Origin of the sequence: Oceanobacillus sp. AG, assembly GCF_009746545.1 — a bacterium.
GTDB classification, from domain to species: Bacteria; Bacillota; Bacilli; order Bacillales; family Amphibacillaceae; genus Oceanobacillus; species Oceanobacillus indicireducens.
Genome location: NZ_WOWT01000016.1, coordinates 62,022 through 85,682 on the forward strand (window position 1 = coordinate 62,022; position 23,661 = coordinate 85,682).

Annotated in this window: 20 protein-coding genes, 5 tRNA genes and 1 riboswitch; of the genes, 4 read left to right on the plus strand and 21 right to left on the minus strand. The window is 42.1% G+C overall.

Annotated elements, in window-relative coordinates:
* Positions 1-480 precede the first annotated feature (480 nt).
* The 5 genes from trpB to GN217_RS10110 all read right to left on the minus strand — a co-directional run bounded on the left by trpB (position 481) and on the right by GN217_RS10110 (position 5,865).
* Positions 481-1,644 carry a tryptophan synthase subunit beta gene (trpB, locus tag GN217_RS10090; protein ID WP_156856561.1) on the minus strand — a complete coding sequence of 388 codons (1,164 nt, stop codon included), beginning with the start codon at positions 1,642-1,644 and terminating at the stop codon, positions 481-483.
* A gap of 82 nt (positions 1,645-1,726) precedes the next feature.
* The gene (locus tag GN217_RS10095; RefSeq protein WP_156856589.1) at positions 1,727-2,314 is read right to left on the minus strand and encodes a cob(I)yrinic acid a,c-diamide adenosyltransferase; all 588 of its coding nucleotides are present in this window, start codon (positions 2,312-2,314) and stop codon (positions 1,727-1,729) included.
* 48 nt (positions 2,315-2,362) lie between these two features.
* Entirely contained in the window at positions 2,363-3,847 is a 1,485-nt protein-coding gene (locus tag GN217_RS10100; RefSeq protein ID WP_156856562.1) for an adenosylcobinamide amidohydrolase, read from the minus strand.
* Positions 3,848-3,857: 10 nt separating this feature from the next.
* Positions 3,858-4,883 carry a FecCD family ABC transporter permease gene (locus GN217_RS10105; protein WP_156856563.1) on the minus strand — a complete coding sequence of 342 codons (1,026 nt, stop codon included), beginning with the start codon at positions 4,881-4,883 and terminating at the stop codon, positions 3,858-3,860.
* Positions 4,873-5,865: an ABC transporter substrate-binding protein gene (locus tag GN217_RS10110; RefSeq protein WP_156856564.1), complete on the minus strand. Its 993-nt coding sequence runs from the start codon at positions 5,863-5,865 to the stop codon at positions 4,873-4,875. The genes GN217_RS10105 and GN217_RS10110 overlap by 11 nt, the downstream gene beginning before the upstream one ends.
* A gap of 113 nt (positions 5,866-5,978) precedes the next feature.
* Positions 5,979-6,165: riboswitch (cobalamin riboswitch) on the minus strand.
* 397 nt (positions 6,166-6,562) lie between these two features.
* Here GN217_RS10110 and GN217_RS10115 point away from each other — a divergent pair.
* Entirely contained in the window at positions 6,563-6,721 is a 159-nt protein-coding gene (locus GN217_RS10115; RefSeq protein ID WP_156856565.1) for a hypothetical protein, read from the plus strand.
* 897 nt (positions 6,722-7,618) lie between these two features.
* On the opposite strand, the gene glmM is transcribed toward GN217_RS10115, so the two are convergent.
* The 5 genes from glmM to sigW form a co-directional block, all read right to left on the minus strand.
* Complete coding sequence (gene glmM, locus GN217_RS10120; RefSeq protein ID WP_156856566.1) at positions 7,619-8,962, minus strand: phosphoglucosamine mutase; 1,344 nt, start codon at positions 8,960-8,962, stop codon at positions 7,619-7,621.
* Between the two features lie 47 nt (positions 8,963-9,009).
* The gene (locus GN217_RS10125) at positions 9,010-10,236 is read right to left on the minus strand and encodes a CdaR family protein (protein ID WP_156856567.1); all 1,227 of its coding nucleotides are present in this window, start codon (positions 10,234-10,236) and stop codon (positions 9,010-9,012) included.
* Complete coding sequence (gene cdaA, locus GN217_RS10130) at positions 10,229-11,044, minus strand: diadenylate cyclase CdaA (RefSeq protein ID WP_156856568.1); 816 nt, start codon at positions 11,042-11,044, stop codon at positions 10,229-10,231. Before cdaA ends, GN217_RS10125 begins: the two co-directional genes overlap by 8 nt.
* 433 nt (positions 11,045-11,477) lie before the next feature.
* Positions 11,478-12,116, minus strand: a complete 639-nt coding sequence (rsiW, locus tag GN217_RS10135) for an anti-sigma-W factor RsiW (RefSeq protein ID WP_156856569.1) — start codon at positions 12,114-12,116, stop codon at positions 11,478-11,480.
* A 15-nt stretch (positions 12,117-12,131) separates the two neighbouring features.
* Entirely contained in the window at positions 12,132-12,695 is a 564-nt protein-coding gene (gene sigW, locus GN217_RS10140) for an RNA polymerase sigma factor SigW (protein WP_156856570.1), read from the minus strand.
* A gap of 192 nt (positions 12,696-12,887) precedes the next feature.
* Between sigW and GN217_RS10145 the strand changes: the two genes are divergently transcribed.
* Positions 12,888-13,061 carry an aspartyl-phosphate phosphatase Spo0E family protein gene (locus GN217_RS10145; protein ID WP_232334402.1) on the plus strand — a complete coding sequence of 58 codons (174 nt, stop codon included), beginning with the start codon at positions 12,888-12,890 and terminating at the stop codon, positions 13,059-13,061.
* 149 nt (positions 13,062-13,210) lie between these two features.
* Here the strand turns inward: GN217_RS10145 and GN217_RS10150 are convergent, their stop codons facing one another.
* The 9 genes from GN217_RS10150 to GN217_RS10190 all read right to left on the minus strand — a co-directional run bounded on the left by GN217_RS10150 (position 13,211) and on the right by GN217_RS10190 (position 19,127).
* Positions 13,211-14,335 (minus strand): phosphomevalonate kinase, encoded by a 1,125-nt coding sequence (locus GN217_RS10150; RefSeq protein WP_156856571.1) that lies wholly within the window; start codon positions 14,333-14,335, stop codon positions 13,211-13,213.
* A 12-nt stretch (positions 14,336-14,347) separates the two neighbouring features.
* On the minus strand, positions 14,348-15,322 hold the full coding sequence (mvaD, locus tag GN217_RS10155; RefSeq protein ID WP_156856572.1) for a diphosphomevalonate decarboxylase: 975 nt from the start codon (positions 15,320-15,322) through the stop codon (positions 14,348-14,350).
* 92 nt (positions 15,323-15,414) lie between these two features.
* Positions 15,415-16,377, minus strand: coding sequence for a mevalonate kinase (gene mvk, locus GN217_RS10160; protein ID WP_156856573.1), 963 nt, complete (start codon positions 16,375-16,377; stop codon positions 15,415-15,417).
* Positions 16,374-17,663 (minus strand): hydroxymethylglutaryl-CoA reductase, degradative, encoded by a 1,290-nt coding sequence (locus GN217_RS10165; RefSeq protein WP_156856574.1) that lies wholly within the window; start codon positions 17,661-17,663, stop codon positions 16,374-16,376. The genes mvk and GN217_RS10165 overlap by 4 nt, the downstream gene beginning before the upstream one ends.
* A 259-nt stretch (positions 17,664-17,922) precedes the next feature.
* Positions 17,923-17,995, minus strand: a tRNA-Lys gene (locus GN217_RS10170).
* A 395-nt stretch (positions 17,996-18,390) separates the two neighbouring features.
* Positions 18,391-18,465: transfer RNA gene (locus tag GN217_RS10175), tRNA-Gln, on the minus strand.
* A gap of 8 nt (positions 18,466-18,473) precedes the next feature.
* Positions 18,474-18,558 (minus strand) — tRNA-Tyr (locus tag GN217_RS10180).
* Between the two features lie 47 nt (positions 18,559-18,605).
* A tRNA-Thr gene (locus tag GN217_RS10185) sits at positions 18,606-18,681 on the minus strand.
* A gap of 371 nt (positions 18,682-19,052) precedes the next feature.
* Positions 19,053-19,127, minus strand: a tRNA-Glu gene (locus GN217_RS10190).
* A gap of 351 nt (positions 19,128-19,478) precedes the next feature.
* On the opposite strand from GN217_RS10190, the gene fabI reads away from it, so the two are divergent.
* On the plus strand, positions 19,479-20,255 hold the full coding sequence (gene fabI / locus GN217_RS10195; protein ID WP_156856575.1) for an enoyl-ACP reductase FabI: 777 nt from the start codon (positions 19,479-19,481) through the stop codon (positions 20,253-20,255).
* Positions 20,256-20,492: 237 nt separating this feature from the next.
* Positions 20,493-21,209, plus strand: a complete 717-nt coding sequence (locus GN217_RS10200) for a YwaF family protein (RefSeq protein ID WP_156856576.1) — start codon at positions 20,493-20,495, stop codon at positions 21,207-21,209.
* Positions 21,210-21,250: 41 nt separating this feature from the next.
* On the opposite strand, the gene GN217_RS19310 is transcribed toward GN217_RS10200, so the two are convergent.
* Complete coding sequence (locus tag GN217_RS19310) at positions 21,251-21,961, minus strand: helix-turn-helix transcriptional regulator (RefSeq protein ID WP_305080912.1); 711 nt, start codon at positions 21,959-21,961, stop codon at positions 21,251-21,253.
* A 169-nt stretch (positions 21,962-22,130) separates the two neighbouring features.
* On the minus strand, positions 22,131-23,579 hold the full coding sequence (locus GN217_RS10210; RefSeq protein WP_156856577.1) for a carbon starvation CstA family protein: 1,449 nt from the start codon (positions 23,577-23,579) through the stop codon (positions 22,131-22,133).
* Between the last annotated feature and the right edge of the window lie 82 nt (positions 23,580-23,661).

The following is a 23,661-nucleotide window of genomic DNA, read 5'->3' on the forward strand; positions in this document are numbered from 1 at the left end:
TTTTGATAAAAAGCAAGTTGTTGTATATCAGCCGTGAGTAAGTCCTGTGTACGTATCGACGTTTATTTTTATAGATTCCCCCATGATGTATAACAAGTTGGAACTGCTGAAAAATCTGTGTTTGGTAGTATTCTAATCGATTGAAATACAGAGATTAACATAGGCGCGAGGGAAGAGATTGGTAATAAATGACTGAAGAGAGAGCAATGCGCTTCATTCGAGTAATTAGACAGCTTAAGTGAAACTTCATTCAGTGGGGTTTCCTTACCTCCCCTCTGAATGTTAGTTGAACAGAATCAGGGATTTACGAACTGTATATCCCCCACCTTTAAATGTTGGACTTCCCTCCTGTTTAGAGGTGGGGGTATTACAGACCGTTAATACGTGATAAAACCTTAAAACAACATTTCTCTTCACCAATGCAGGCGTAAAAAAAGAGCATGGAACTGCATCCATGCTCTTTTCTCCCAATCTGCTATTCTATTTCAAGATCTCAAATACTTGCTCCACGTCTTTATCACCCCGGCCAGAAAGATTCACGATAATCACATCATCCTGCCCGAGCTCTTTCGCAAGCTGAATCGCATGACTTACTGCATGGGAGCTTTCAAGTGCAGGGATGATTCCTTCTGTTTTCGATAACTCTTGAAAAGCTTCCAATGCTTCTTCGCCGGTCACACTCACATACTCCCCGCGGCCGATAGCATGCAGATGACTATGCTCTGGACCGACACCTTGGTAATCGAGCCCAGCTGCAATCGAGTCGGTTGGCAATGCTTCACCATCCTCATCTAATAACGTTAAGGAACGATAACCATGGAATACTGCTGGCTTCCCTTTCGAAATGGAAGCTGCCTCAGCAGGTTCCACACCAATCAGTCGTACAGAGTCTTCATCAATGTAATGAGCGAAAGCACCGATTGCATTACTTCCGCCACCAACACAAGCGACGACAGCTGCAGGGAGTTTACCTTCCTTCGCCAGAATCTGACGTTTCGATTCTTCGCTGATGATAGATTGGAAATATTTTACCATCTCGGGATATGGATATGGCCCTACTGCCGAACCGATTAAATAAAAGGTCGTTTCGTGATTAGCGACAAGATCAGCAAATGCTTCATCCACCGCTTCCTTCAGACGTCCCCACCCTTTATCGACAGCTACGACTTCAGCCCCGAGGAGTTCCATCCGGAATACATTCAAGCGTTGTCTTTCAGTATCTTTTTTACCCATATAAATCGTGCACGGCAGTCCGACCATCGCACAAGCAGTCGCTGTCGCAACACCATGCTGACCTGCTCCAGTTTCCGCTATAATCCGCTCTGCACCGGTTCTCTTCGCTAAAAGAATCTGTCCGAGCACATTATTAATTTTATGGGCCCCTGTATGATTCAAGTCTTCACGCTTCAAATAAATTTTAGCCCCACCAACTTTTTCAGTCAGATTTTTCGCAAGGGTTAGTGGATTCTCGCGTCCAACATACTCTTTCAAATAATACCGGTATTCCTCAAGAAATTCAGGATCATCCTTATATTTCTCAAAAGCTACACCAATTCCGTCTAAAATATCCTTCAAATCTTCTGGGACAAAGCTTCCTCCGAAATCACCAAAGTAACCTTTCTCTGCTACATTCTCTTTACTCAACTCTACTCATCTCCTACATGAAATTTCAAGATTCTCTTCATTATAAATGAAAAATGAAATAATTCAAGATTGTATTATAACTTCACTTTTTCTTATTACTGCCACGAAAAACCCTTGCACTGCGGGCATACTCCACATCCGCAACTTGCAGGCGAGAATTAACTACACGGGCTGCTGCAAAGAAATAATCAGATAATCGATTCATATACTTTAACGGAATTGGATCTAAATCTTCTTCCCGCTGATAAAGTTTTACAATCTGTCTTTCCGCTCTTCTTGCCACTGTTCTCGCAACGTGTAAATATGCAGCGGCCTCCGTTCCGCCTGGGAGAATAAATCGTTCAAGCTCTGGTGCCTCGTCTATTAAGACATCCATTCTCTCTTCCAAATACGTAATCATATCTTCAGAAAGCTCGTGAGGACGTTCTTTTTTCGATACATTAGAAAGCTCAGTTCCGCAGTCAAATAATTCATGCTGAATTTTTTTCAAATCAGCAATGAGGTCTTTGAACGGTTCTTTATTCTTATTGAGCCCAGCTACCGCAAGACCTACAAAAGAATTCGTTTCATCAATTGATCCGTAAGCTTCCACCCGAATATCATCCTTCGTCGTCATTCCACCTATTAACGCGGTCTTTCCTTTGTCGCCAGCCCTTGTATACAGTCTCAAATGAATCGCTCCTTTTTTTGTTTTTATACTCTCAAGCAAACGTTTGATTTACCCCTGTTCAGCTGCTTTTTTCCTCTTTAACGTTTTGGAAATGGCCTGCTTCATTTCTTGATAAACAGCATTTCCTATTAGAGCACCTAACTCTGTCGCGGTTCCAGCGTAATCTAATTCCTTCCCTTGTTGGGTTGCGGCAATTAAAATACTGTCTGTAGGAGTTCCTGTTGCGACCGTACCTGTCTTCCGGTCTTGAATAGCGAGGTCTCTTAACACTTGAGCCTTTGCCTCCGTTGCCGTGATCGTTGCCTGGATAAAGGCTTCTTCCGTTAAACTGCCATTTACAAAAACCCATGTATTAATCGTTCCCGGAGCAACTGGACCAACAAGCGGCTTTGCTCGTGAGCTGTCCACCGCATTTCCAACACTCGCTGTCACAACAACTAAGATTGAAAAACCATTACCCTCATAAATACCATAACTGTAATCTTCCAAGACAATTGCCGTCATCATTCCAACCGTCTGAGCCGGCGGGAAACCTCGCCCTTTTAAATAAGTTCGCATTTCCTTCCGGTGATCATTACAATAATAATTCTCATCGACATGCCGATTGACAAAGTATTTATACCAGCCAATCCCTGCGCCAACGATACCAGAGGATATCGTTTTCAGCGGCAGATCTGAATGGAGTACGATTTGCTCTGTACTAAAAGAAAGGTTTGTTTCATCAATTGACCACAGTTTTTTTGCCTGCCACGTCTTCTTGCTTGGCATTAAATGCAGCTGTGGCTTGGCAATTTTAGAGTGGGCCTGCTTAATGACCTCTGTATCGAACACCGAGTTAATCAGTTCTTCAGAAAGCACTTCATCTGGATTTTCCAACGCTTTTGCTTCGCCCTCGTCCATTAAAAGCAGGCGATCACAATAAAGGCTCGCAAGGTTTAAGTCATGCAAAATCGCCACGACTGTGAGGCCCTTTTCTTTTGCACTTTTTCTGAGCAAATCAAGCAATTCTTTTTGATAAGCTAAATCAAGATGGTTAGTTGGTTCGTCCAAGAGAAGAACTTTCGGTTGCTGCACGAGAGCTTGGGCCAGGAATATTCTCTGCTGTTCTCCTCCAGAATGTTCCATCACCGAGGTGTCCGCAAATTCAAGGATGTTCGTTTGCCGCATGACACGCTGAACGATTTCCTCATCTTCTTTTGTCCATGATCGGAACAAGCCGCTATGGTGCGCATAACGACCAAGTGACACCATTTCTTTTACTGTATAAGGAAAAACTTGGGGAGTGAGTTGGGGTAAGACGGCGATTTTCCTAGCTAATTCTTTCTTAGAGTAATCGGCAATGTTTCTCCCCGCTACTTCAATTTTTCCCTGTTGCAGATCGAGCAGTCCACTAATCATATTGATTAAAGTTGTCTTCCCACTGCCATTCGGTCCTAGAATTCCAAAAAACTCTCCTTCATTTACGGAAAAACTAATGTTTTTTACAATCTCTTCACGATCATAGCCACCCGAGGCATTTTTAATTAAAAGCATGGTTCACCTCTCAACTTCTTCTCCGTTGTTTAATTAATATTATCGCAAATACCGGTGCACCTACTAAAGCTGTAATCACTCCGACAGGCAATACTTGAGGTGAGATAATTGTCCGCGATAATAAATCGGTCAATATAAGAAAGCTCGCTCCAATAATCATCGACAACGGCAACAAATGGACATGATCAGAACCCCATAGCTTTCTAGTTAAATGCGGGATAACTAAACCGACAAAGCCAATTGTCCCGGATACGGCAACCGCTGCACCTGTGAGGATGGAACCAGCAATAAGAATAAGCATTTTCCTTTTGCCAACGTCAACGCCTAAATGCTGGGCCCGTTCTTCGCCAAGCGACATCGCATTCAGTTCTTTTGTATTCATTAATAAAATGAGTGAGCCAAGAATAAAGAAAGGGAGAATGATTCCAACATAGCGCCAGCCTCGCATCGATACACTGCCAAGCAGCCAACCGATGATCTGCTGCAACTCATCCCCTGTTAAAGCGATAATTAATGAAATAACCGACCCTAAAAACGCGCTGAAAATGATTCCCGTAAGAATAATCGTTTCTACGCGCATCGTCCGGTCAATTTTTCGTGCAAAGTAAAGCACAATTATAATGGTCGCTAACGCTGTTACAATGCTTAAAAACGGCAAAGTAAACATCCCGATAACCGGTAGTGATATTCCGAAAAACAATGTTGCAACAGCACCAACGGAGGCCCCAGAAGATACTCCAAGAATATATGGTTCCGCGAGCGGATTTCTTAGCAGTCCTTGGAAGGCCGCTCCCGCAATTGCGAGTGAGGCCCCGACAAGTCCTGCCAACAGTACTCGTGGCAAACGAATCTCGTATACAATACTTACATACATTGGATCGACATCAGCACCAACGGGTAAGCGAAAGGCTTCGCTGCCAATCACTTTAACAATATCAAGAATCGGGACGGATACACTGCCAATCGAGATGGCAAAAAGCATCGCTCCAATGAGAAGCGTAAAAGAAATTCCATATTTTGTTACATTACTCTTCATCAAACAGCTCCGGATAAACCGCTTCAGCTAATTCTTTTGCCCCTTCTGTTAGTCTCGGACCGGAACGAGTAATCAAATCAGCATCAATATCGTAAACTCTTTCATTCGTAACTGCTTCAACTACATCAAAACCATTTCGCGAAAGAACCTCTTCTTCTGGATTTTCAATATATGCACCGTAGGAAGTGATGATGACATCCGGATTCAGTTCAATGATTTCCTCTGGATCAAGCGCGAGCCATCCTTCATGCTGACCAGCGGCATTTTCAGCATGAATCATTTCCAACAGCTCATGAATAAACGTATGCTGACCTGCTGTATAAATATCCGGTGCAGGAGAATTTTCAAAGAAAACTGTCCGTATATCTTCCTCAGCTATCTCAGATGTCAGCTCACGAATCTCTTTAAATTCTGCTTCCATTTCCGCAATCAGTTCTTCTGCCTCTTTTTTAGAACCGATAACTTGTCCAATGGTTTCAATCGTCTCGTAAGTGCTCGCAATATCCTGTGCATCTTGAACGACGAATACTGGTATACCTGCAGTTTCAAGTTGTTCGAATGCTTCCTGCGCACTGCTCACCCCTAATTCATGGGCGAGGACAATATCCGGGTCAAGGCTAAGGATCAGTTCCACATTCAATTCCATGCCGCCAATTTTTTCAATTTCCTGTACTTCTTCCGGATAATTATCATGATCCGACACACCGACTACCTTATCCCCTTGTCCTAAAGCAAATGTAATTTCCGTATTGCTCGGGATCAATGAAACAATCCGCTCCGGTTCTTCCTCAAGCTTTATTTCATTATCTATTGCATCTGTGAGTGTCAGTGGATAATGATCACCGTTCGTTGACTCTTCTTCAGTTGTTTCTTCTTTACCTGTATTTCCAGTTGCATCTTCATTGTCTGTCGCGCCTTGTCCGCAAGCAACTAGCAGACTAAGTAAGAACGCGAGCAGCAAACCCTGCCATAATCTTTTCATTTCCATTCCTCCAATAATAAAATTCATTAAAAAAAGCATCCCACACAGTGTGAAGATGCTTCAGTAAATAGGTATACATCCATATAGACCCATCACCTGACTATCCTCGTAGTGCTGGCGTTACAGAATAGGCAGGTCTCCTGGCTCATGCTCATCACTCCGCTGCACCTTCCCATGCATTTAACGCACAGTGGTATTTACAGCTCGTTCGCACATACAGTGGCGGGACCGCGTTGGACTTACACCAACTTCCCTTTTAAGAATTCAACAATCGAATCCACCTATTTCTATTGCATTTCATTTTATCAAATGAATCTATATCATATCGTACACCTTTTTCATGTGAAAGTCATCTTTTTATTCTTGCCCGGGCAAGAAGGCAAATCAATATCTTATTTAACTTTTTCTATCGAGGATATTGAATGAATGGAAGAAGGATTCTACCATTCCTCAGCAAACTGCATTCTGGGTGTTTTCCCATTCGAAGGAGCGGAATGCGATGTAGGGAAAATAAACGGCGGTGACTTTCCCTTGAGAGGAGATGGAACGCTGGGATGGGAAAATAAACGGCGGTGACTTTCCCTTGAGAGGAGATGGAGCGCTGGATTGGGAAAATAAACGGCGGTGACTTTCCCTTGAGAGGAGATCGAGCGCTGGATTGGGAAAATAAACGGCGGTTGCTTTCCCTTGGGAGGAGATGGAGCGCTGGATTGGGAAAATAAACGGCGGTTGCTTTCCCTTGACTAAGATGGAGCGCTGGATTGGGAAAATAAACGGCGGTTACTTTCCTTTGGGAGAAGATGGTGCGCTGGATTGGGAAAATAAACGGCGGTTATTTTACCTTGAGAGGAGATAGAGCGCTGGATTGGGAAAATAAACGGCGGTTACTTTACCTTGGGAGGAGATGGTGCTCTGGAATGGGAAAATAAACGGCGGTTACTTTACCTTGAGATAAGATGAAGCGCTGGATTGGGAAAATAAACGGCAGTTACTTTACCTTGGGAGGAGATGGTGCTCTGGAATGGGAAAATAAACGGCGGTTACTTTACCTTGGGAGGAGATGGTGCTCTGGAATGGGAAAATAAACGGCGGTGACTTTCCCTTGAGAGGAGATGGAGCGCTGGATTGGGAAAATAAACGGTGGTGACTTTCCCTTGGGAGGAGATGGTGCTCTGGAATGGGAAAATAAACGGCGGTTATTTTACCTTGAGAGGAGATGAAGCGCTGGAATGGGAAAATAAACGGCAGTTACTTTCCCGGAGGAGATGGTGCTCTGGAATGGGAAAATAAACGGCGGTGACTTTCCCTTGAGAGGAGATGGAGCGCTGGATTGGGAAAATAAACGGCGGTTGCTTTCCCTTGTGAGGAGATGTAACTCTGGAATGGGAAAATAAACGGCAGTTACTTTCCCTTGGGAGGAGGTGGTGCTCTGGGATGGGAAAATAAACGGCGGTGACTTTCCCTTGTGAGGGGATGGAGCGCTGGATTGGGAAAATAAACGACGATTACTTTCCCTTGAGAATAGATGGAGCGCTGGAATGGGAAAATAAACTCCGATTAGTTTCCCTTAAGATGAGATGGAGCGCTGGAATGGGAAAGTAAACTGCGATTACTTTCCCTTGAAAAGAGATGGAGCACGGAATAGGGAAATTAACAGCGATTAACATTCCTCATAAGCGCGGATATAGCAATAGTAAAATAAACACAAAAAAACTGCTCCCTTGTCCCTTGACAGAAAGCAGTTTTCAATCAATTACTCTAACCCAAGTAAATTTTCAATCACGGAAACCACACGGTCGGCATATTTATTACATGCTTCTTTCGTTTCCGCTTCGACCATCACACGGACAAGTGGCTCGGTTCCGGATGGACGGACGAGCACACGGCCATTTTCACCGAGTTCTTTTTCCACCGCATCAATTTCTTCCAAAATAAGCGGGTTGGTCAATGCTTCATTCTTATCCGTTACTTTAACGTTTTTCAGAACTTGTGGGAATACTTGCATCTCTCCAGCTAATTCCGATAAAGGTTTCCCTGTATCTTTCATAACATTTACAAGCTGTAATGCAGTTAGCATACCGTCACCTGTCGTAATAAAATCGAGGAAAATGATATGACCGGATTGTTCTCCGCCAAGGTTGAATCCGCCTCTACGCATTTCCTCCATAACATAGCGGTCGCCTACATCGGTTTTATCACTATGCATGCCATTCTCTTCAAGCGCTTTATAAAAACCGATATTACTCATGACAGTTGAGACGATTGTATCTTCACGAAGTACGCCTTTTGACTTCATATATTTTCCACAAATATACATGATTTGGTCACCATCAACGATATTACCTTTCTCATCGACTGCAATTAAACGGTCACCATCTCCGTCAAATGCAAGACCAATATCTGCGCCCTTTTCCAATACAAGCTCTCTTACCGCTTCTGGATGAGTGGAACCTACACCGTCGTTAATATTCAAGCCATTCGGTGATGTGCCAATCGTGTAAATGTCTGCCTCGAGGTCCGCAAACAGATGAGTTGCAAGACTGGATGTTGCACCGTGTGCACAGTCGATAGCAATTGCAAGGCCGTCAAAGTCGTTATCAATCGTATCTTTTAAGAAAGAAATATACTTTTGTCCGCCTTCAAAATAAGCATTCACTGTACCGATGTTTGCTCCGACCGGTCGCGGAAGTTCGTCATCCTCATCGATAAGCTTTTCAATCTCTGCCTCCTGCTCATCCGTCAACTTAAAACCATCCGGACCGAAGAATTTAATTCCGTTATCTTCCACCGGATTGTGCGAAGCGGAAATCATAATACCTGCATCAGCACTCATTGATTTCGTTAAATAAGCCACTCCTGGAGTAGAGATGACGCCGAGACGCATGACTTCCGCACCGATAGAAAGTAAGCCTGCGAGCAAAGCTCCTTCAAGCATATGACCTGAGATACGTGTATCTCTTCCGATGATCACTTTCGGATTTTCCCTTTCCTTCGTTAGTACATATCCGCCGATTCGACCTAATTTATAGGCAAGTTCCGGTGTTAAATCTTTATTCGCCACACCTCGGACACCATCGGTCCCAAAATACTTCTTCATTCATACCTCTCCTTTTAATAAACCATCTAAAAGTCACTTACTTAAGTCTATTCGATTTCAACTGTGATTTCCTCAAACTCGGGAGTAACTGTCACATCTTCTACCTCATCCCATTCAACTTCAACTGGCACAAGATGTTCACCCGGTTCAAGCCCTGCTAAATCGACCAGGACGCGGAAATCATCAGGACTCAGCTCTCGAAGGAATGTTTCATTTCCTGTTACGGTAATATCCATTTCAGCTTTACTTGGCTCGACAAACGTTACAGCTAGTCCATCCCCAAGTTCTTCCTCTTCAATCGCCATGTCTTCTAGAACCCGCGCTTCTTCTATTTCAACAGATACTTCAATTGTTTCCAATTTTCCTGTATATACACCATCCGGGAGGTCGAAACCAACATCAATCGTTCCAGATTCCGTAATTTCCGAGAGATCGATTTCTTCCGTTGAGATGGATTCAATTTGTTCGAGAATGTCACTGACTGCAAAAATTTCAACCTCATCCAGATCAGCAGAAATGGACAACAAGGAAAAACCCTCTGGTAATTCGCCGGTTGTTTCAATATCAATTGGCACGACTTTACTTGGACTCACGAAATCAACAGATATAACAACCGTCTCTCGGTCCAAGCGAACTTGCAGTTCATTTCCTTGCGTATCATACACATTCACCGGTACTTCCCGGTTCGAAATCGAAGTCTCCTGTCCGGCCACATCAACATAAATTTTAACGACACCGATTTGTTCCATAATTCTTCTGGATGTTGTAATCTGGACACTGGACTGATCTAATTCATAGCCCCCGACCTCAACTCCCGGCGGCAATTGATCTGTATTTAAAAATTCCACCGTTATTGGGAATTCCTGACTTGCCCTTTCCTCGATGGATACCTCGATTGTTTTCGGCTCTATATAAACGCTAATATCATCAGAAGCCGTATGCTGCAATTCTACCGTATGATTTCCCTCTCCAAGTCCCTGTAGGTCTACATAGACGGTAAAATTACGATTGAATATAGCCGGCATAATCGTTGCGGGAGAACCTTCTAATGTCACAGTTGCATATTCTGGAACCCCACTTACGACATAATCATCCGAATTAATATCGATTTCCACTGGAACATCATCAAGTGTTTGAGTTTGTGAATCCCTTCCCGGAATGGCAGATTCAGAGCTGGATGAATTGGATTCTACATTCACGAAAATAAATAAAGTAATGGCAAAGCCAAGCGCTAATACACGAATAAACCATTTACTTTGAAACCAATTATCCATTTTCATTCCCCCTCCGTTTTTTCGTCTTCTCAGAGGTTATTGGAAGCAAGGATAAATGTTCTTTTAATAATTCCGTTAACGCTTCTTCCGTTAAATCACGATGCAGCTTGCCATTTATCGTGCAAGATATCGCACCTGTTTCCTCTGAAACAACAATAGTAAGGGCATCCGTTACTTCGCTGATCCCCATTGCAGCTCTGTGTCTCGTTCCCAGTTCCTTAGAAATGAATGGACTCTCCGACAGCGGTAAATAACAAGCAGCTGCAATAATCTTATCTTTTTTAATAATAACAGCCCCATCATGGAGCGGTGTGTTCGGTGTGAAAATGTTTGTCAACAGCTGGTGGGTCAATTCTCCGTCAATCGGAATCCCCGTTTCCGCATATTCGCCAATCCCAGTCTCCTTCTCAATAGAGATGAGCGCGCCAATTCGCCGCTTCGCCATATAAGTTGTGGACTGGACAATTGCCTCAATTTGTATTTCCATATCTTCTCTCGATTTATTACTCCTCGTAAGGAAGCTTCCTCTTCCAAGCTGCTCCAAGGCTCTTCTCAACTCAGGCTGGAATAAAATAATTATAACTATAATCCCCCATTGGATAAACTGGTTCGAAAAATAACGAACCGTCTGAAGGTTAAATGCAATACTGAGTAGCCAAATTGCCAAGATGACGGCAATTCCTTTAAGTAGTTGCACAGCTTTCGTGCCGCGGACTAGCATCATCAGTTTATATAGCACATACCAGATGAGAGCTATGTCTACGGTTATTCTAAGTATCGTTAGCAGGTCGAATCCCCCATCGAGCATGGTCACACGTCCTTTAGTTATGAATTAACAATTGTATAATTAATTTTCAAAAAATACATCTACAATGAATTACATGTTCCTTATTATATCATAAATACCGGGATTCATGTGAACATAATGGCGAAGCAACCACCTTAAGATTTAGAGCCTTTAACAAAGGCGGAAGCGCCCTTGCAGGTTAAAAACGCGATTCGTTCCAACACCTGGGGAGGAGTGTGAAGTTTGGGACTGCGCACTGCTCGTCCCACCAAAAGTTCTGTTAGTTGCTGGGCGCAGATCGGACGTGGCTAGCCCTGGATATCTATGTTATCCATAGCATTTATATTTTATAGCTTCTTATGCAATAAAGAAAAAAGACTGAGGCATAACCCTCCATTTATGGCGTAAATCCATATTAGAATAGTTATTTCTCAGTCTTAATTCACAAATTATGCTATTCAAATGAAAACACTTTTTTAGCAAATCCTTTAAGTTTGTACAATATCCAGTCGAATGTTTGGTCGACGGATTCGAATTCTCCATTTATTTCACCGACCGAGGCCATTAAACCTCTGTTGTCTAGTGGATCATCATCAATCAGCTTCCCGTTCACCAATGTGACATTCCCATCAACCGTACCATTAATAATTAAATTTCCATTTTTAACGAGTAAGTCACCTTCGACTACTTCTCCTTCAGGAACAATTACTGTATCCCCTTCAATAATTAAATTTTCCTGTTTCGAGACGACGAGTTGATTGTCTTGTTCCCATGTAAAAAAGACGCCGGTAAACATAAGAATAAAGAAAACAGCTGCAGCCGTAAGCATTGGATGCATCTTAAACCAGCGTAAATATTTAACCTGTCTTTTCTCAGTCGGGAGGTTTTTCATAACATTTGCTGTGAAGTTCGCCGGCGCTTCGAAACGTTCGGCACTTTGGATAAGTGTAAGTGTCCGCTTTAACTCGCGGAAATGCTCCTGACAAGCTTCACAGTCTTCCAGATGATATTTTAGTTGTTGCTCTTCTTCCGTCGTTATATCTCCATCCAAATATTTATGCATCAGCCCAATGGTTTCTGCATTACATTTCAATGGGACCACACTCCTTTACACATGACGAAGCCTCTTCCGTAAAGCTTCCCTACCCCGGTGAATCCTTGTTTTCACCGTTCCGATTGGGATATCCAATATTTCACTTATTTCTTTTAAGGAAAACTCTTCTAAATACCTCAGAATAATAATACTGCGGTATTTCGGTGGAAGTTCGGAAATCTTTGTGTGGATATATCTCTGTAGTTCATTATTCTCCACTTCTTCCACTAGAGAAGCACCTTCACTTTGAAGCTGGGAATACATATCCAACCCGTCCGTTCCTTTAACCTCTGCGTCCAAAAAATAATCTGGTTTCCGTTTGCGGAGTCTGTCGATTGATAAATTCGTGGCGATTCGATACAGCCAACTTGAGAATTTTCGTTTCTCGTCAAAGGAATGAATGTTTACGTATGCCCGTATGAAAGCTTCTTGCGCAATATCCTCTGCCTCATGTGCATTACCAAGCATCCGGTAGCAATGCTGGTATATTTTATTTTGGTAAAATGAGACCAAATCTTCGTAGGCAGACTGATCCCCTTTTTTTACTAATATTATTTTCTCCCTAATTATTTGTTCCATACTTTACCTCCGCCTATAATGCGGTATTATGATTACGAACGAGCAACTCAAAAGGTTTCATTTTTTTCCGCTTTTTTATTTTTTATCTGCACAAACTATAGCTTATCAATTTATCTTATATTTTCATAGGTTTTTCCTTGCTATTACTTGGGTATTTTCTTATTATAGTATACTAGATAGGAGGAAGCTTTTGTGAGTAAATCAATGTTGTTGGAAAAAATTGAAGCATGCCGGCAGGAATTAATTGTCCTTAGTTACCATCACGAACTTACTTCACAGGCTGTTATAGAATCTAGTATGAAATTGGACACACTCATTAATAAATATCAAAACTATGATAATTACTATGAATTAGCCTCCAGATAAACAATCAAATAAATTCGAGTGTTGACGGTCAACTCCGCAACCACATTAAATATTATCGGTATTTGATTTTTAAAAGAAAGAGTATACGAATTTCAACTAGTAAGACCAACTAAGTAAGAAAAAGACATAAATCTCACCACACAAGAGATTTATGTCTTTTTTATATTTTTTTTAGACTCAATCACTGTTGCCCCTTCAGGGTGTGAGGTGATGGAAAGCGGCTTAATCCCAGCCTTTTCCCAGGACGAGAATAATTGTTCAGCCTGACGCTTACTCGGCATAAAAGCAATGCCGCAATCTCCACCGCCAGCTCCGGAAGGTTTACCTGCTCCACCTAACCCATCCGCTAGGTCGCATAACGTTCCGAGCAACGCTGTTTCAATCGATACATCCGCATTGTTTCCAACAGTAGCGAGGGCCTTCCTATTTGCTTTTACCCCGCTAAAAAGAAGTTCCTGATTCTCTTCTTCCATTCCTGTAAGCAAAGTATGTACTGCTCGTTCGCTTTTCGCTAAGAATTCTTTAAAAGCTTGCGGATTGTCATCCTGCAGCTTCAATATTCGCCCGACAAGTTTAGTCGTTGATGCCGGATTCCCTGTCCAGCCAACACAAAAAGAAACAGATGTCGGCAAAGTTAAACGCTTGATCGATAGATAAATCCAATCCGCTTCCAGTAATTCATGGATGGAAGCAGCACTTTTAGAAGCATCGAGCAGCCATTCCGCTTGGAAAGAGGAATACTGTAAAATCCCACCGTAAACAGAGGCAGCTACATCTGCACCCGAACCACTGCCTTGAATGTTAACATGGGCTAAGGCAGCTAATTTAAAAATGACATCCTTATCCAGCTCTTCTTTTGTAAAACGGGCCATAATTGCTGTAACGACCGCTGTAACAACCGCTGCACTGGACCCGAGACCATATTTCACCCCTGATGCATCATCAAGCTCACTGCGAACAGCCAAGTTGAAATGATCCATCTCTACACCCGCTTCTGCAAGATACGTACAAGTCACTTCCATCGCTTCTTTTACGAAAGAAAGACGATCGTCCGCAGATTGAATGGTAACTTTTCCATCCTTATAACCCCAAGATAAATCTTCCAACTGGTAATCTTCCAAAGTAAGTGTTCTCTGTTCGGCATCCTCTATCGTTGCATAAACAAATCGATCTACGGCCGTGACCGCAAGATGGTGATGGGGAATTAGAACCGCAAATTCACCGGCAACCATCAATTTACCTGGTACTTTTATCGTCAATTTATTCGTCGACAACTTATTCCACTCCTAAAGATAGCTTACTCCTGGACCTGGTTTACTGAGAATGACATCAGTTACACCAGGGACTTCCCGAAGCATCCGTTCAACCTCTGCCTCATGTTCTGGTAAATAAAGCACCTTCACATTTGGACCGGCATCGATTGTAAAATATGCTGGTATTCCTTGTTCCCGCATTTTCTGTACTTGTCGCATCACACGAATTGTGGAATCCAGCCAATATGTAAATGGTGGTTTCGCACCTAATGAAGTAGCATGCATCTTCAAGCAGTTCGCTTCCGCAATTGCTCCTACTTGGATGAAATTTTTTTCCTGAATTGCCTCTTTTATTCCTGTTAGGTCTTCCGGTATGCTCTTCAACCAGCCTTCATAGAATGGCGAAGTTTCAACCGTCCGGCGCATTCCTGCTCGGCTTGAAATCTTTTTCATTTCCGAAGTTAGTACGACACCGGCCATCCGGATATCCCAATGATTCTCATCTGCAATAGGAACAGCATAAGAATCAGAACCATCTTCCTTCTCCCCCATTTGCCACTCCGCAAAACCACCGTAGATTGAACGGCTGGAAGAACCTGAACCACGCCTTGTTAAGCGTGATAATTCTTTATCATCTAGATCTAGCCCGATTGCCTTAGAGGCGGCTGCAGCAAGCGCCGCAAAGCCTGACGCAGATGACGCAAATCCAGCTGCAGTAGGTACCTGATTGTCCGATGCAACATGTGCGTAAACTTCCTTGCCCGCCATTTTCCGGACTAATTCAAGAAAAGCGGTTACCCGTTTATATGCTTCACCTTGTTCAGGTATCCCATTCAACTCGAAACTATCTGCTTTGAGATCTTCTTGAAAGTCTACAGTAGTCGTTGTGTAAAACCCGTCCAATGTTAGGGAAAGACTGTTGTTTGTGGGTAAAATCAGTTCTTCATTCCGCTTTCCCCAATACTTAATTAAGGCAATATTTGTATGTGCTTTAGCTGTAGCTTTCATAATAATCCCCTTTACCTAAATAATTTCATATACAAATGAAAGTAACCAAATAGCAGCACGTAAGGCTTGATATCTGGTTACTTTCTAAAAGGTTAACCATTTTTCTTCAGTACAAATGGCCAAACGGAATGCGCGCCGAACTGTTTTAATTTATCAGCTAATTGCTTACAATGTACTTCATTTTGAGCTAAGGCAATAATACAGCCGCCATTTCCGCCACCCGTAAGCTTGGCCCCGAGCGCTCCTTCTTGTCTGGCAAAACGAATTAAACGGTTCAATACTGCATCACTTACACCTAAATATTCAAGTTCTTTCTGCGCTTCATTCAACATAGACCCGAGGAAGTGCTTACTCGCTTTCTCAAGTGCATCCTTCGCTTCATGGGTCAACTGGCCAATACGGTCCAATTTACGCTGAATTGTACGCGGGGCTTTCTTTAGCAAATCCGTTACCGATTGAACCGATGATTTCGTATCCGCATCTTGTCCCGAATCAGCAACAAGGAAATACAAATCTTCTTTCACGGCAATCCTTTCAATCGGATGATTTTTCTCAAACCAAATTGGTGTATTTGCCGTAATCGTTAATGTATCTATGCCACTTGGCGAACCATGTGCATAAGTCTCTGCGATATCCGCAAGCTTCAATAATTCTTCATGCGTACATTCGCGCTCTGCATAATTGAACAGCGAACGAATAACAGAAACGGCCACCGAGGCACTAGATCCCAAACCTTTTCCAGGTGGGACGGATGAATTGATACGGATAACAAGATTCTCACATGGAATTTCTAGGTATTCCAACGTATCCGTGATACAGTCGGCAATACCCCGTAATGATTTTGGTGTCATATGGATTGGTCCGTAGTAGAAACTGCTGTCGAGTATTGCCGGGCCAGGCACATACTCAATCATCGTTTCGACACCAATCAGTGGAAATGGAATAGCGATTGCAGGTTGTCCGTGTACAACTGCATGTTCGCCGATTAAGATGAATTTACTATGAGCTATACCAATAGCTGTTTTTGCTGAAGTTGAAACTTTTTCTGCACTCATCGTTTATATTTTTCCACCAATTCTTTCGCTTTTCCAACACGGATATCGTTATTTTTAATTAATTCTTGTGCTATAATATCAACCATCTCCCCTGCAGCACCTGCTGCCATCGCAACAGAGCGAGAATGTAAGGTCATATGCCCTTTCTGAATACCCTCTGTCGCAAGTGCCTTTAGCGCACCCAGATTCTGGGCGAGACCAACCGCTACAATTACCTCAGCCAATTCTTTAGCACTATTAACTTCCAATAATTTAAGAGCAAGTTTCGCCATTGGATGTACACGGGTTGCCCCGCCGACAATTCCAATTGACATTGGGAGCTCGAGCTCACCAACTAGGTTTCCTTGTTCATCCTTATACCAGGTTGTCATGGAAGTATATTGTCCATCCTTAACTGCATACGCGTGAGCGCCGGCTTCTACTGCTCGCCAATCATTTCCAGTAGCAATTACAATAGGATCAATTCCGTTCATAATCCCTTTATTATGTGTAACCGCCCGGTATGGATCGGATGCAGCAAATTCATACGCATGAATGACACCATCCCGTACTGCCTCTCCGGAGAAATCTCCCGTTCCCAGTAAGTGAGGAGGAATGATACAACGAGCCCTTGCCAAACTCCGATCCGCTAAGTTAGATAAAATCCGTAAGTAAACTTTACCTTGCGTAATTTCCTCTACTAATGGTGCAATTGATTCTGCCATTGTATTAACTAAATTTGCGCCCATTGCATCAACCGTGTTGACATAGAGGTGGACAATCAGCATTTTCCCAAACTTGGAATCCGCTGCTTCATTTAAAATACGGACGTCCAAATCTTCCGCACCACCGCCGCGGGTTACAATGCTCGGAAAAGCATCATTGGCAGCATCAATCAATATTTGTTTATTTTCTAGAACAGCTTCTTTTGCTTCTGTATAATCAGAGCAACCAACTACCTGAATCTGTCCAATCATTACGCGTTCTGTAGATTCCGTAACAAACCCGCCCGCATCACGAACAATTTTCGCAATGTGACTGGCAGATGCTACAACAGAGGCTTCTTCAATTGCCATCGGTATGGTATATTCTTTTCCATTTATTAAAAAGTTCAACCCTAGGCCTAGAGGCAACTGAAAAGTCCCCACAACATTTTCAATCATATTATCTGCCGTATCTTCGGCTAATGGAGCAACTGATTCAAATACAGCAAGGTCTTCTTCTGTAAATGGATGCATTTCCGTGATCAATGCTTTTCTTTCTTCTATTGTTTTTTTATAGAAACCAGAAATTCTGGACGATTTCATACCTGATCATCCTTTAATATTATAATAATGAATGGTTTTTATTAGTTAAAAACATTAATTCTTCCTAACGATTATAACATGATAGCATGTCTTTTTTGTAGGAACAGCTACTTATTTTTACAAAAAACCTTCACCTTGCTAATTTCTCTATCTATTATGTTGAAAAAAGACTTATATTGCAAATAAAACAAGGCTCCCAAAACGTGAGCCTTGTTTTATTTGCAGAGGTTGATTCATTTAATTACATACGTGAGATTGATGAGCCATACAGGATTCGAACCTGTGACCCTCTGATTAAAAGTCAGATGCTCTACCGACTGAGCTAATGGCTCATGTTGTAAGTTTAGTGCTGGTTTTATTATATGAGCTTAGAGTTTGAAAGCTCGTCGTGTCGCAAGATTATTCGGCGATGCGTACACTCCTCGCAGGCCGCCTCAGAGAAGTACATTCATGGATGTTATTCGCGGCGTGCTCTACCGACTGAGCTAATGGCTCATGTTGTAAGTTTAGTGCTGGTTTTATTATATGAGCTTGATGTTTGAAAGCTCGTCGTGTTGCAAGACTATTCGGCGATGCGTACACTCCTCGCAGGCCGCCTCAGAGAAGTACATTCATGGATGTTATTCGCGGCGTGCTCTACCGACTGAGCTAATGGCTCGTGTTGTAAGTTTGGTGCTGGTTTTATTATGTAAGCTAGATGCTTGACTAGCGATATTAAAAATAAAAATGGCTGGGCTACTAGGATTCGAACCTAGGAATGACGGGACCAAAACCCGTTGCCTTACCGCTTGGCTATAGCCCAACAATTAATGGTGGAGGGGGGCAGATTCGAACTGCCGAACCCTGAGGGAGCGGATTTACAGTCCGCCGCGTTTAGCCACTTCGCTACCCCTCCATATTATTCTTCATATTTTTTGTCTTATACCATATGATTTAAATAAATGGTGCCGGCCAGAGGACTTGAACCCCCAACCTACTGATTACAAGTCAGTTGCTCTACCAATTGAGCTAGACCGGCTTAATTATAATTTAGTACTGGTTTTATTGTGTGAGCTAGATGTTTGAAAGCTCGTCGTGTTGCAAGATTATTCGGTGATGCGTACACTCCTCGCAGGCCGCTTCGGGGAAGCAATAGCAGAGAAGCAGTGAGCGGCGTGCTCTACCAATTGAGCTAGGCCGGCATAATATTATGGTGTACTGGTTTTATTGTATGAGCTAGATGTTTGAAAGCTCGTCGTGTTGAATGATTATTCGGTGATGTGTACACTCCTCGCAGGCCGCCTCGAGGAAGATCATTCAAGGATGTTATTCGCGGCGTGCTCTACGAATGAGCTAGGCCGGTAAAAAAGAAAAAAGCTTTACGAATGTAAGCTGTTTTTAAGATGTAAATGGTGACCCGTACGGGATTCGAACCCGTGTTACCGCCGTGAAAGGGCGGTGTCTTAACCGCTTGACCAACGGGCCAATAAGATTTGGCAAAGATCAGATTTTCAAACTGACGAATTTTATTATAGCTAGTATTCCTCCTTTTGTAAAGGGGGAAAATAAAGTTTTTCTCTTTCAAATAGTCTAAACCCTTTCCGGCAGTTATTTATCCAGACTTTTAGCATGCTTCTCTATCTCCTTTATCTCTTTTATTATTCATGTGTATGATAACCAATGAACCTTTCCAGTGACCACAACCAGCATGATCTATACTCAAGCTGCAAAGATACTCTTAATTAGGACCAGCTATTAAGATATAAACTACAATTTCAGTTTCTCTAACACAAAACATAAGGTATAATAGAAAAAACAGATTTTTGGAGGTATACCATGGCAGGCTTATTAAAGGATAAAAATATTGTTGTAATGGGAGTTGCAAATGAGAGAAGTATTGCTTGGGGAATTACTAAGTCCCTTCACCGCGAAGGAGCAAACTTAATTTTCACAAACAGACAGGAGCGTTCCAAGAAAAAGTTAGAGAAGCTATTAGAGGAACATGACATTCCTTCCAAACTAATGGTTTCACTTGATGTCTCGAGTGATGAAAGTATTCAAGAAGCTTTTCAAGAAATCAAAGATAACGTCGGAGTCATTCATGGACTTGTTCACTCGGTTGCATTTGCTAAGCGGGAGGAATTGAAAGGCGAATACGCGGATACATCCCGTGACGGGTATTTGCTCGCCCACGAGATTAGTGCATATTCCTTAGTAGCTGTTACAAAAGCGGCGAAAGAATTAATGACAGAAGGAGGAAGTATCATTACCCAAACGTATCTCGGCGCCGAGCGAGTCATCCCGAATTATAATATTATGGGAGTCGCTAAAGCATCCCTTGAAGCAAGCGTACGTTACTTAGCAGAAGATATGGGTAAATATGATATTCGGGTGAATGCTATTTCTGCAGGTCCAATTCGTACCCTATCAGCCAAGGGTGTATCCGGGTTTAACGAGAAGGCGAATGTCATTGTTGAAAAAGCACCACTTCGACGTAACGTCGATCAAGATCAGGTAGGAGATGCTACCTTATTCTTCCTAAGTGATCTTGCTAGAGGTGTAACTGGAGAAGTATTACACGTAGATTCCGGCTTCCATATTATTGGAGGTTAATAAAGTAAAACTTCATTCTGTGGGTGGTTCTTTACATCCCCACTGAATGTTAGTTGAACAGAATCAGGGATTTACGGACTGTATACCCCCACCTTCACATCTTGGGCTTCCTTCATGTTTAGAGGTGAGGTAATACAGACCGTTAATGCGTGATAAAAATAACAACCGAGACGCTTTTATGCAATCTATGCAAAAGCGTCTTTCTTCTATTATTATCCGTGAAAAGGAGAAGGTGCAATGGCGGAATGGTTTTTAACGGTTGGAGGAGAGAAATTCATCCCTTTTGGACCGAGTCATTTATTTATGCTGTTTCTATATGCAAGCGGTGCATTCTTGCTATTATTTTTTCATCATCATATCCGCTCGAAAAAGCGGCTGTTCGAAACAATTCGCTGGACATTGTTCACACTCTTGCTCGGTTGCGAGATTACATATCAAATTTGGACAGCCATTCATGGAATCTGGGTGCATAATCTTCCTTTTCATCTCTGCGGGATTGCTGGTTTAGTTGGTGCAGCTGCTTTATTCACGTTAAATAAGAAGCTCATGGTTATTACATTCTACATTGGGCTTATCCCAGCATTTTTAGCGCTCCTTACTCCAGAACTTCCCTATGACTTTCCTAACTTCCGGTATGTAAAGTTTTTCATTCATCATATTGCGATCTCATTAACAGCAATTTTTGTAGCAATTATTGCCGCTAAGTCTGGAGCAATCACACTTAAAAGTATGATTGAAACATATCTATTCTTAGTCATGTACGCATTGCTTGTCGGCCTAGTCATCAATACTTTATTGAATGCCAATTACCTTTATCTATCCCATCCGCCAACTACGCCTTCCCCACTTGACTGGTTCGGCAGCGGAATTTGGTATCGTTTGAACTTAGGATTTGTTTGCTTTATCGTGTTCTTCCTGCAATTCCTCAGTTACCGTCCATTGCAACAAAAGTGAAAAAATTCCCAATGCGCCTTTCTATGGCAATTGGGAACTTTTCACAAATAAAACCAACGTTCTTTTAATGCTAATAGGACTGCATTCGTTCGATCTTTTACGCCGAGCTTACTTAATATAGATGTGATATGATTTTTTACCGTCTTATCCGAAATATCTAAGTTTGCCGCAATCTCTCCATTTTGAAAACCCTGTACGAGCTCCCCTAATATTTCCCATTCTCTGCGAGTTAATAAACCGATGGGTCGGTGGATATCCCCTTGAGTAATCTGTCTATACTTCTCAAACAGGGCTACCGCAACAATAGGATGAATATAGGTCTTACCTTTACGGATATATTCAATTCCCTGCACAAATTCTTGCACACTCATATCAACACTGAAGAGACCGGCTAGATCATAATGAATATAATCGTTAATCGCATTCACCTGTTCATCAGATAAAATAACCGCAATTTTCGTATTGCTAAACCGGTAATGTCTTGTGACTTCACGTATCGAAATACATGCTTCCATATCAAGGATGACAAGATCACTTTCTTTCGACGCCTCAAATAAATCATCGATAAATGCAGATTTATATACATATATTTCATCATTTTGCAGACGTTCTTTCACCATTTCCAAAATAGTTTCCTTATGAACTCCTGTTCCCATCACAAATGATATAACATTCATCTTTTGCCAACTCCCAGTTTTTTGCTTGCTGTATTCTCCTACAAGCTTTTTAGTAAACATAACGAAACTAAACATTAATTCCTATAATAAAATTGCCATCCTTCTATACCATTGATTTTTACCTAGTTCTATCTTATCACAAATAGAAAAAATTTATAACATTATTCATATTTGTCCATAAAAAAACCCTTTTAAGCAGAGTTATACTCAACTTAAAAGGAGTTTTTATGTAAGACTTAGATAATTATGCTACCTTCCAATCGGAAACATCCACTTCTAGTGGGATATTATTTGCTCTTGCTTTTCTCGCCGCTCTAAAGAAGAGTACAACGATGAGTGCCGCCCCAATAAATCCGCCAATCCAGGAGAGATTCATTGGTAAGTTAAAACCTATTGGTTGGGACAGAATATACGTAATAATCATCACTAGCATAAATGTTCCCGGAACAAGTGCCACCCAGAAGTTTTTCCTTGCGATATATAGATACATTGCCGCTACAAACAACGCTATAACCGCTGTAGACTGATTCGCCCAATTAAAGTAGCGCCATAGAATATTAAAGTCAATTTGCGTTAATATAGCTGAAACAATAAATAACGGACCTGCAATCCAAAAACGTTTCGAGAGCTTTCTCTGTGCAATTTTTAGATAATCCGCAATGATCATTCTCGCACTGCGGAATGCAGTGTCTCCTGAAGTGATCGGCAAAACAACAACTCCTAGGACCCCAATCGTTCCACCAATTGCTCCAAGTAATGTAAAGGATGCCTCACTCACAATTGCCCCCGGGCCGCCTGCAGCAAGAATTTCGTTCAAACCATTGTAGCCATCAAACATGCTCATCGCTGCTGCCGCCCAAATCATCGCTATAATACCTTCCGCAATCATCATGCCATAGAATATTTTACGCCCTTCTCTTTCATTCTTCGTTGTTCTAGAAATGATTGGTGTTTGTGTTGCATGAAAGCCTGATAAAGCCCCACATGAAATAGTAAAGAATAATAATGGAAAAATTGCTGCTCCTTCAGGGTGGAAGTTTTCTAATGTAAGTTCTGGAATTGGAGCACCCGTTACGACCAAACCAATTCCGACCCCTAATGCGCTTATTAGGAGCAGGGCACCAAAATAAGGGTATAGTCTTCCAATAATTTTATCGACCGGAAGAACTGTAGCTATAATATAATACGCAAAGATGAAAAGGACAAAGATCCATGCAGCTACTTTTCCATCTGTCAGCAAACTCATTAACTCTGCTGGAGTCGTAACAAATACAGTTCCGACAAGGAGCAGGAGTAAGACTGCGAAACCGTTCACAATATGTTTCATCACTTTACCTAGGAATTTACTTGCAAGTTCCGGTAAATGAGCGCCACGGTTTCGGATTGAAATCATACCTGTTAAATAGTCATGCACTGCTCCTGCAAAAATACACCCTACCACAATCCATATAAATGCTGCCGGTCCGTATAAAGCCCCCATAATAGGACCGAAAACAGGCCCCGTACCAGCGATGTTCAATAGTTGAATTAAAGAGTTTTTCAGTGTGCTCATCGGTATGTAGTCCACACCATCACTATTTACATAAGCTGGTGTTGGTCGCTCATTTTTGACGCCAAACATTTTCTCGATAAACTTTCCATACGTGAAATACCCGATTATAAGTAATGCTATTCCTCCTAGAAACGTGTACAAGGAAAGTCCCCCCTCTTGTTTTTGTTTATTTTCTAATTATAGGACAAATTCAGTAAAAGGAGATGCTTTTTTAAGTAAGAAG

What these genes read in the sequence shown, in the direction of transcription:
- GN217_RS10100 (WP_156856562.1), bottom strand. Translation starts at nt 3,847, where the DNA reads ATGCTTTTAATTAAAAATGCCTCGGGTGGCTATGATCGTGAAGAGATT.
- GN217_RS10105 (WP_156856563.1), bottom strand. Translation starts at nt 4,883, where the DNA reads ATGAAGAGTAATGTAACAAAATATGGAATTTCTTTTACGCTTCTCATT.
- GN217_RS10110 (WP_156856564.1), bottom strand. Translation starts at nt 5,865, where the DNA reads ATGAAAAGATTATGGCAGGGTTTGCTGCTCGCGTTCTTACTTAGTCTG.
- GN217_RS10115 (WP_156856565.1), top strand. Translation starts at nt 6,563, where the DNA reads ATGGAGCGCTGGATTGGGAAAATAAACGGCGGTTGCTTTCCCTTGACT.
- glmM (WP_156856566.1), bottom strand. Translation starts at nt 8,962, where the DNA reads ATGAAGAAGTATTTTGGGACCGATGGTGTCCGAGGTGTGGCGAATAAA.
- GN217_RS10125 (WP_156856567.1), bottom strand. Translation starts at nt 10,236, where the DNA reads ATGGATAATTGGTTTCAAAGTAAATGGTTTATTCGTGTATTAGCGCTT.
- cdaA (WP_156856568.1), bottom strand. Translation starts at nt 11,044, where the DNA reads ATGCTCGATGGGGGATTCGACCTGCTAACGATACTTAGAATAACCGTA.
- sigW (WP_156856570.1), bottom strand. Translation starts at nt 12,695, where the DNA reads ATGGAACAAATAATTAGGGAGAAAATAATATTAGTAAAAAAAGGGGAT.
- mvaD (WP_156856572.1), bottom strand. Translation starts at nt 15,322, where the DNA reads ATGAAAGCTACAGCTAAAGCACATACAAATATTGCCTTAATTAAGTAT.
- mvk (WP_156856573.1), bottom strand. Translation starts at nt 16,377, where the DNA reads ATGAGTGCAGAAAAAGTTTCAACTTCAGCAAAAACAGCTATTGGTATA.
- GN217_RS10165 (WP_156856574.1), bottom strand. Translation starts at nt 17,663, where the DNA reads ATGAAATCGTCCAGAATTTCTGGTTTCTATAAAAAAACAATAGAAGAA.
- fabI (WP_156856575.1), top strand. Translation starts at nt 19,479, where the DNA reads ATGGCAGGCTTATTAAAGGATAAAAATATTGTTGTAATGGGAGTTGCA.
- GN217_RS10200 (WP_156856576.1), top strand. Translation starts at nt 20,493, where the DNA reads ATGGCGGAATGGTTTTTAACGGTTGGAGGAGAGAAATTCATCCCTTTT.
- GN217_RS19310 (WP_305080912.1), bottom strand. Translation starts at nt 21,961, where the DNA reads ATGTTTAGTTTCGTTATGTTTACTAAAAAGCTTGTAGGAGAATACAGC.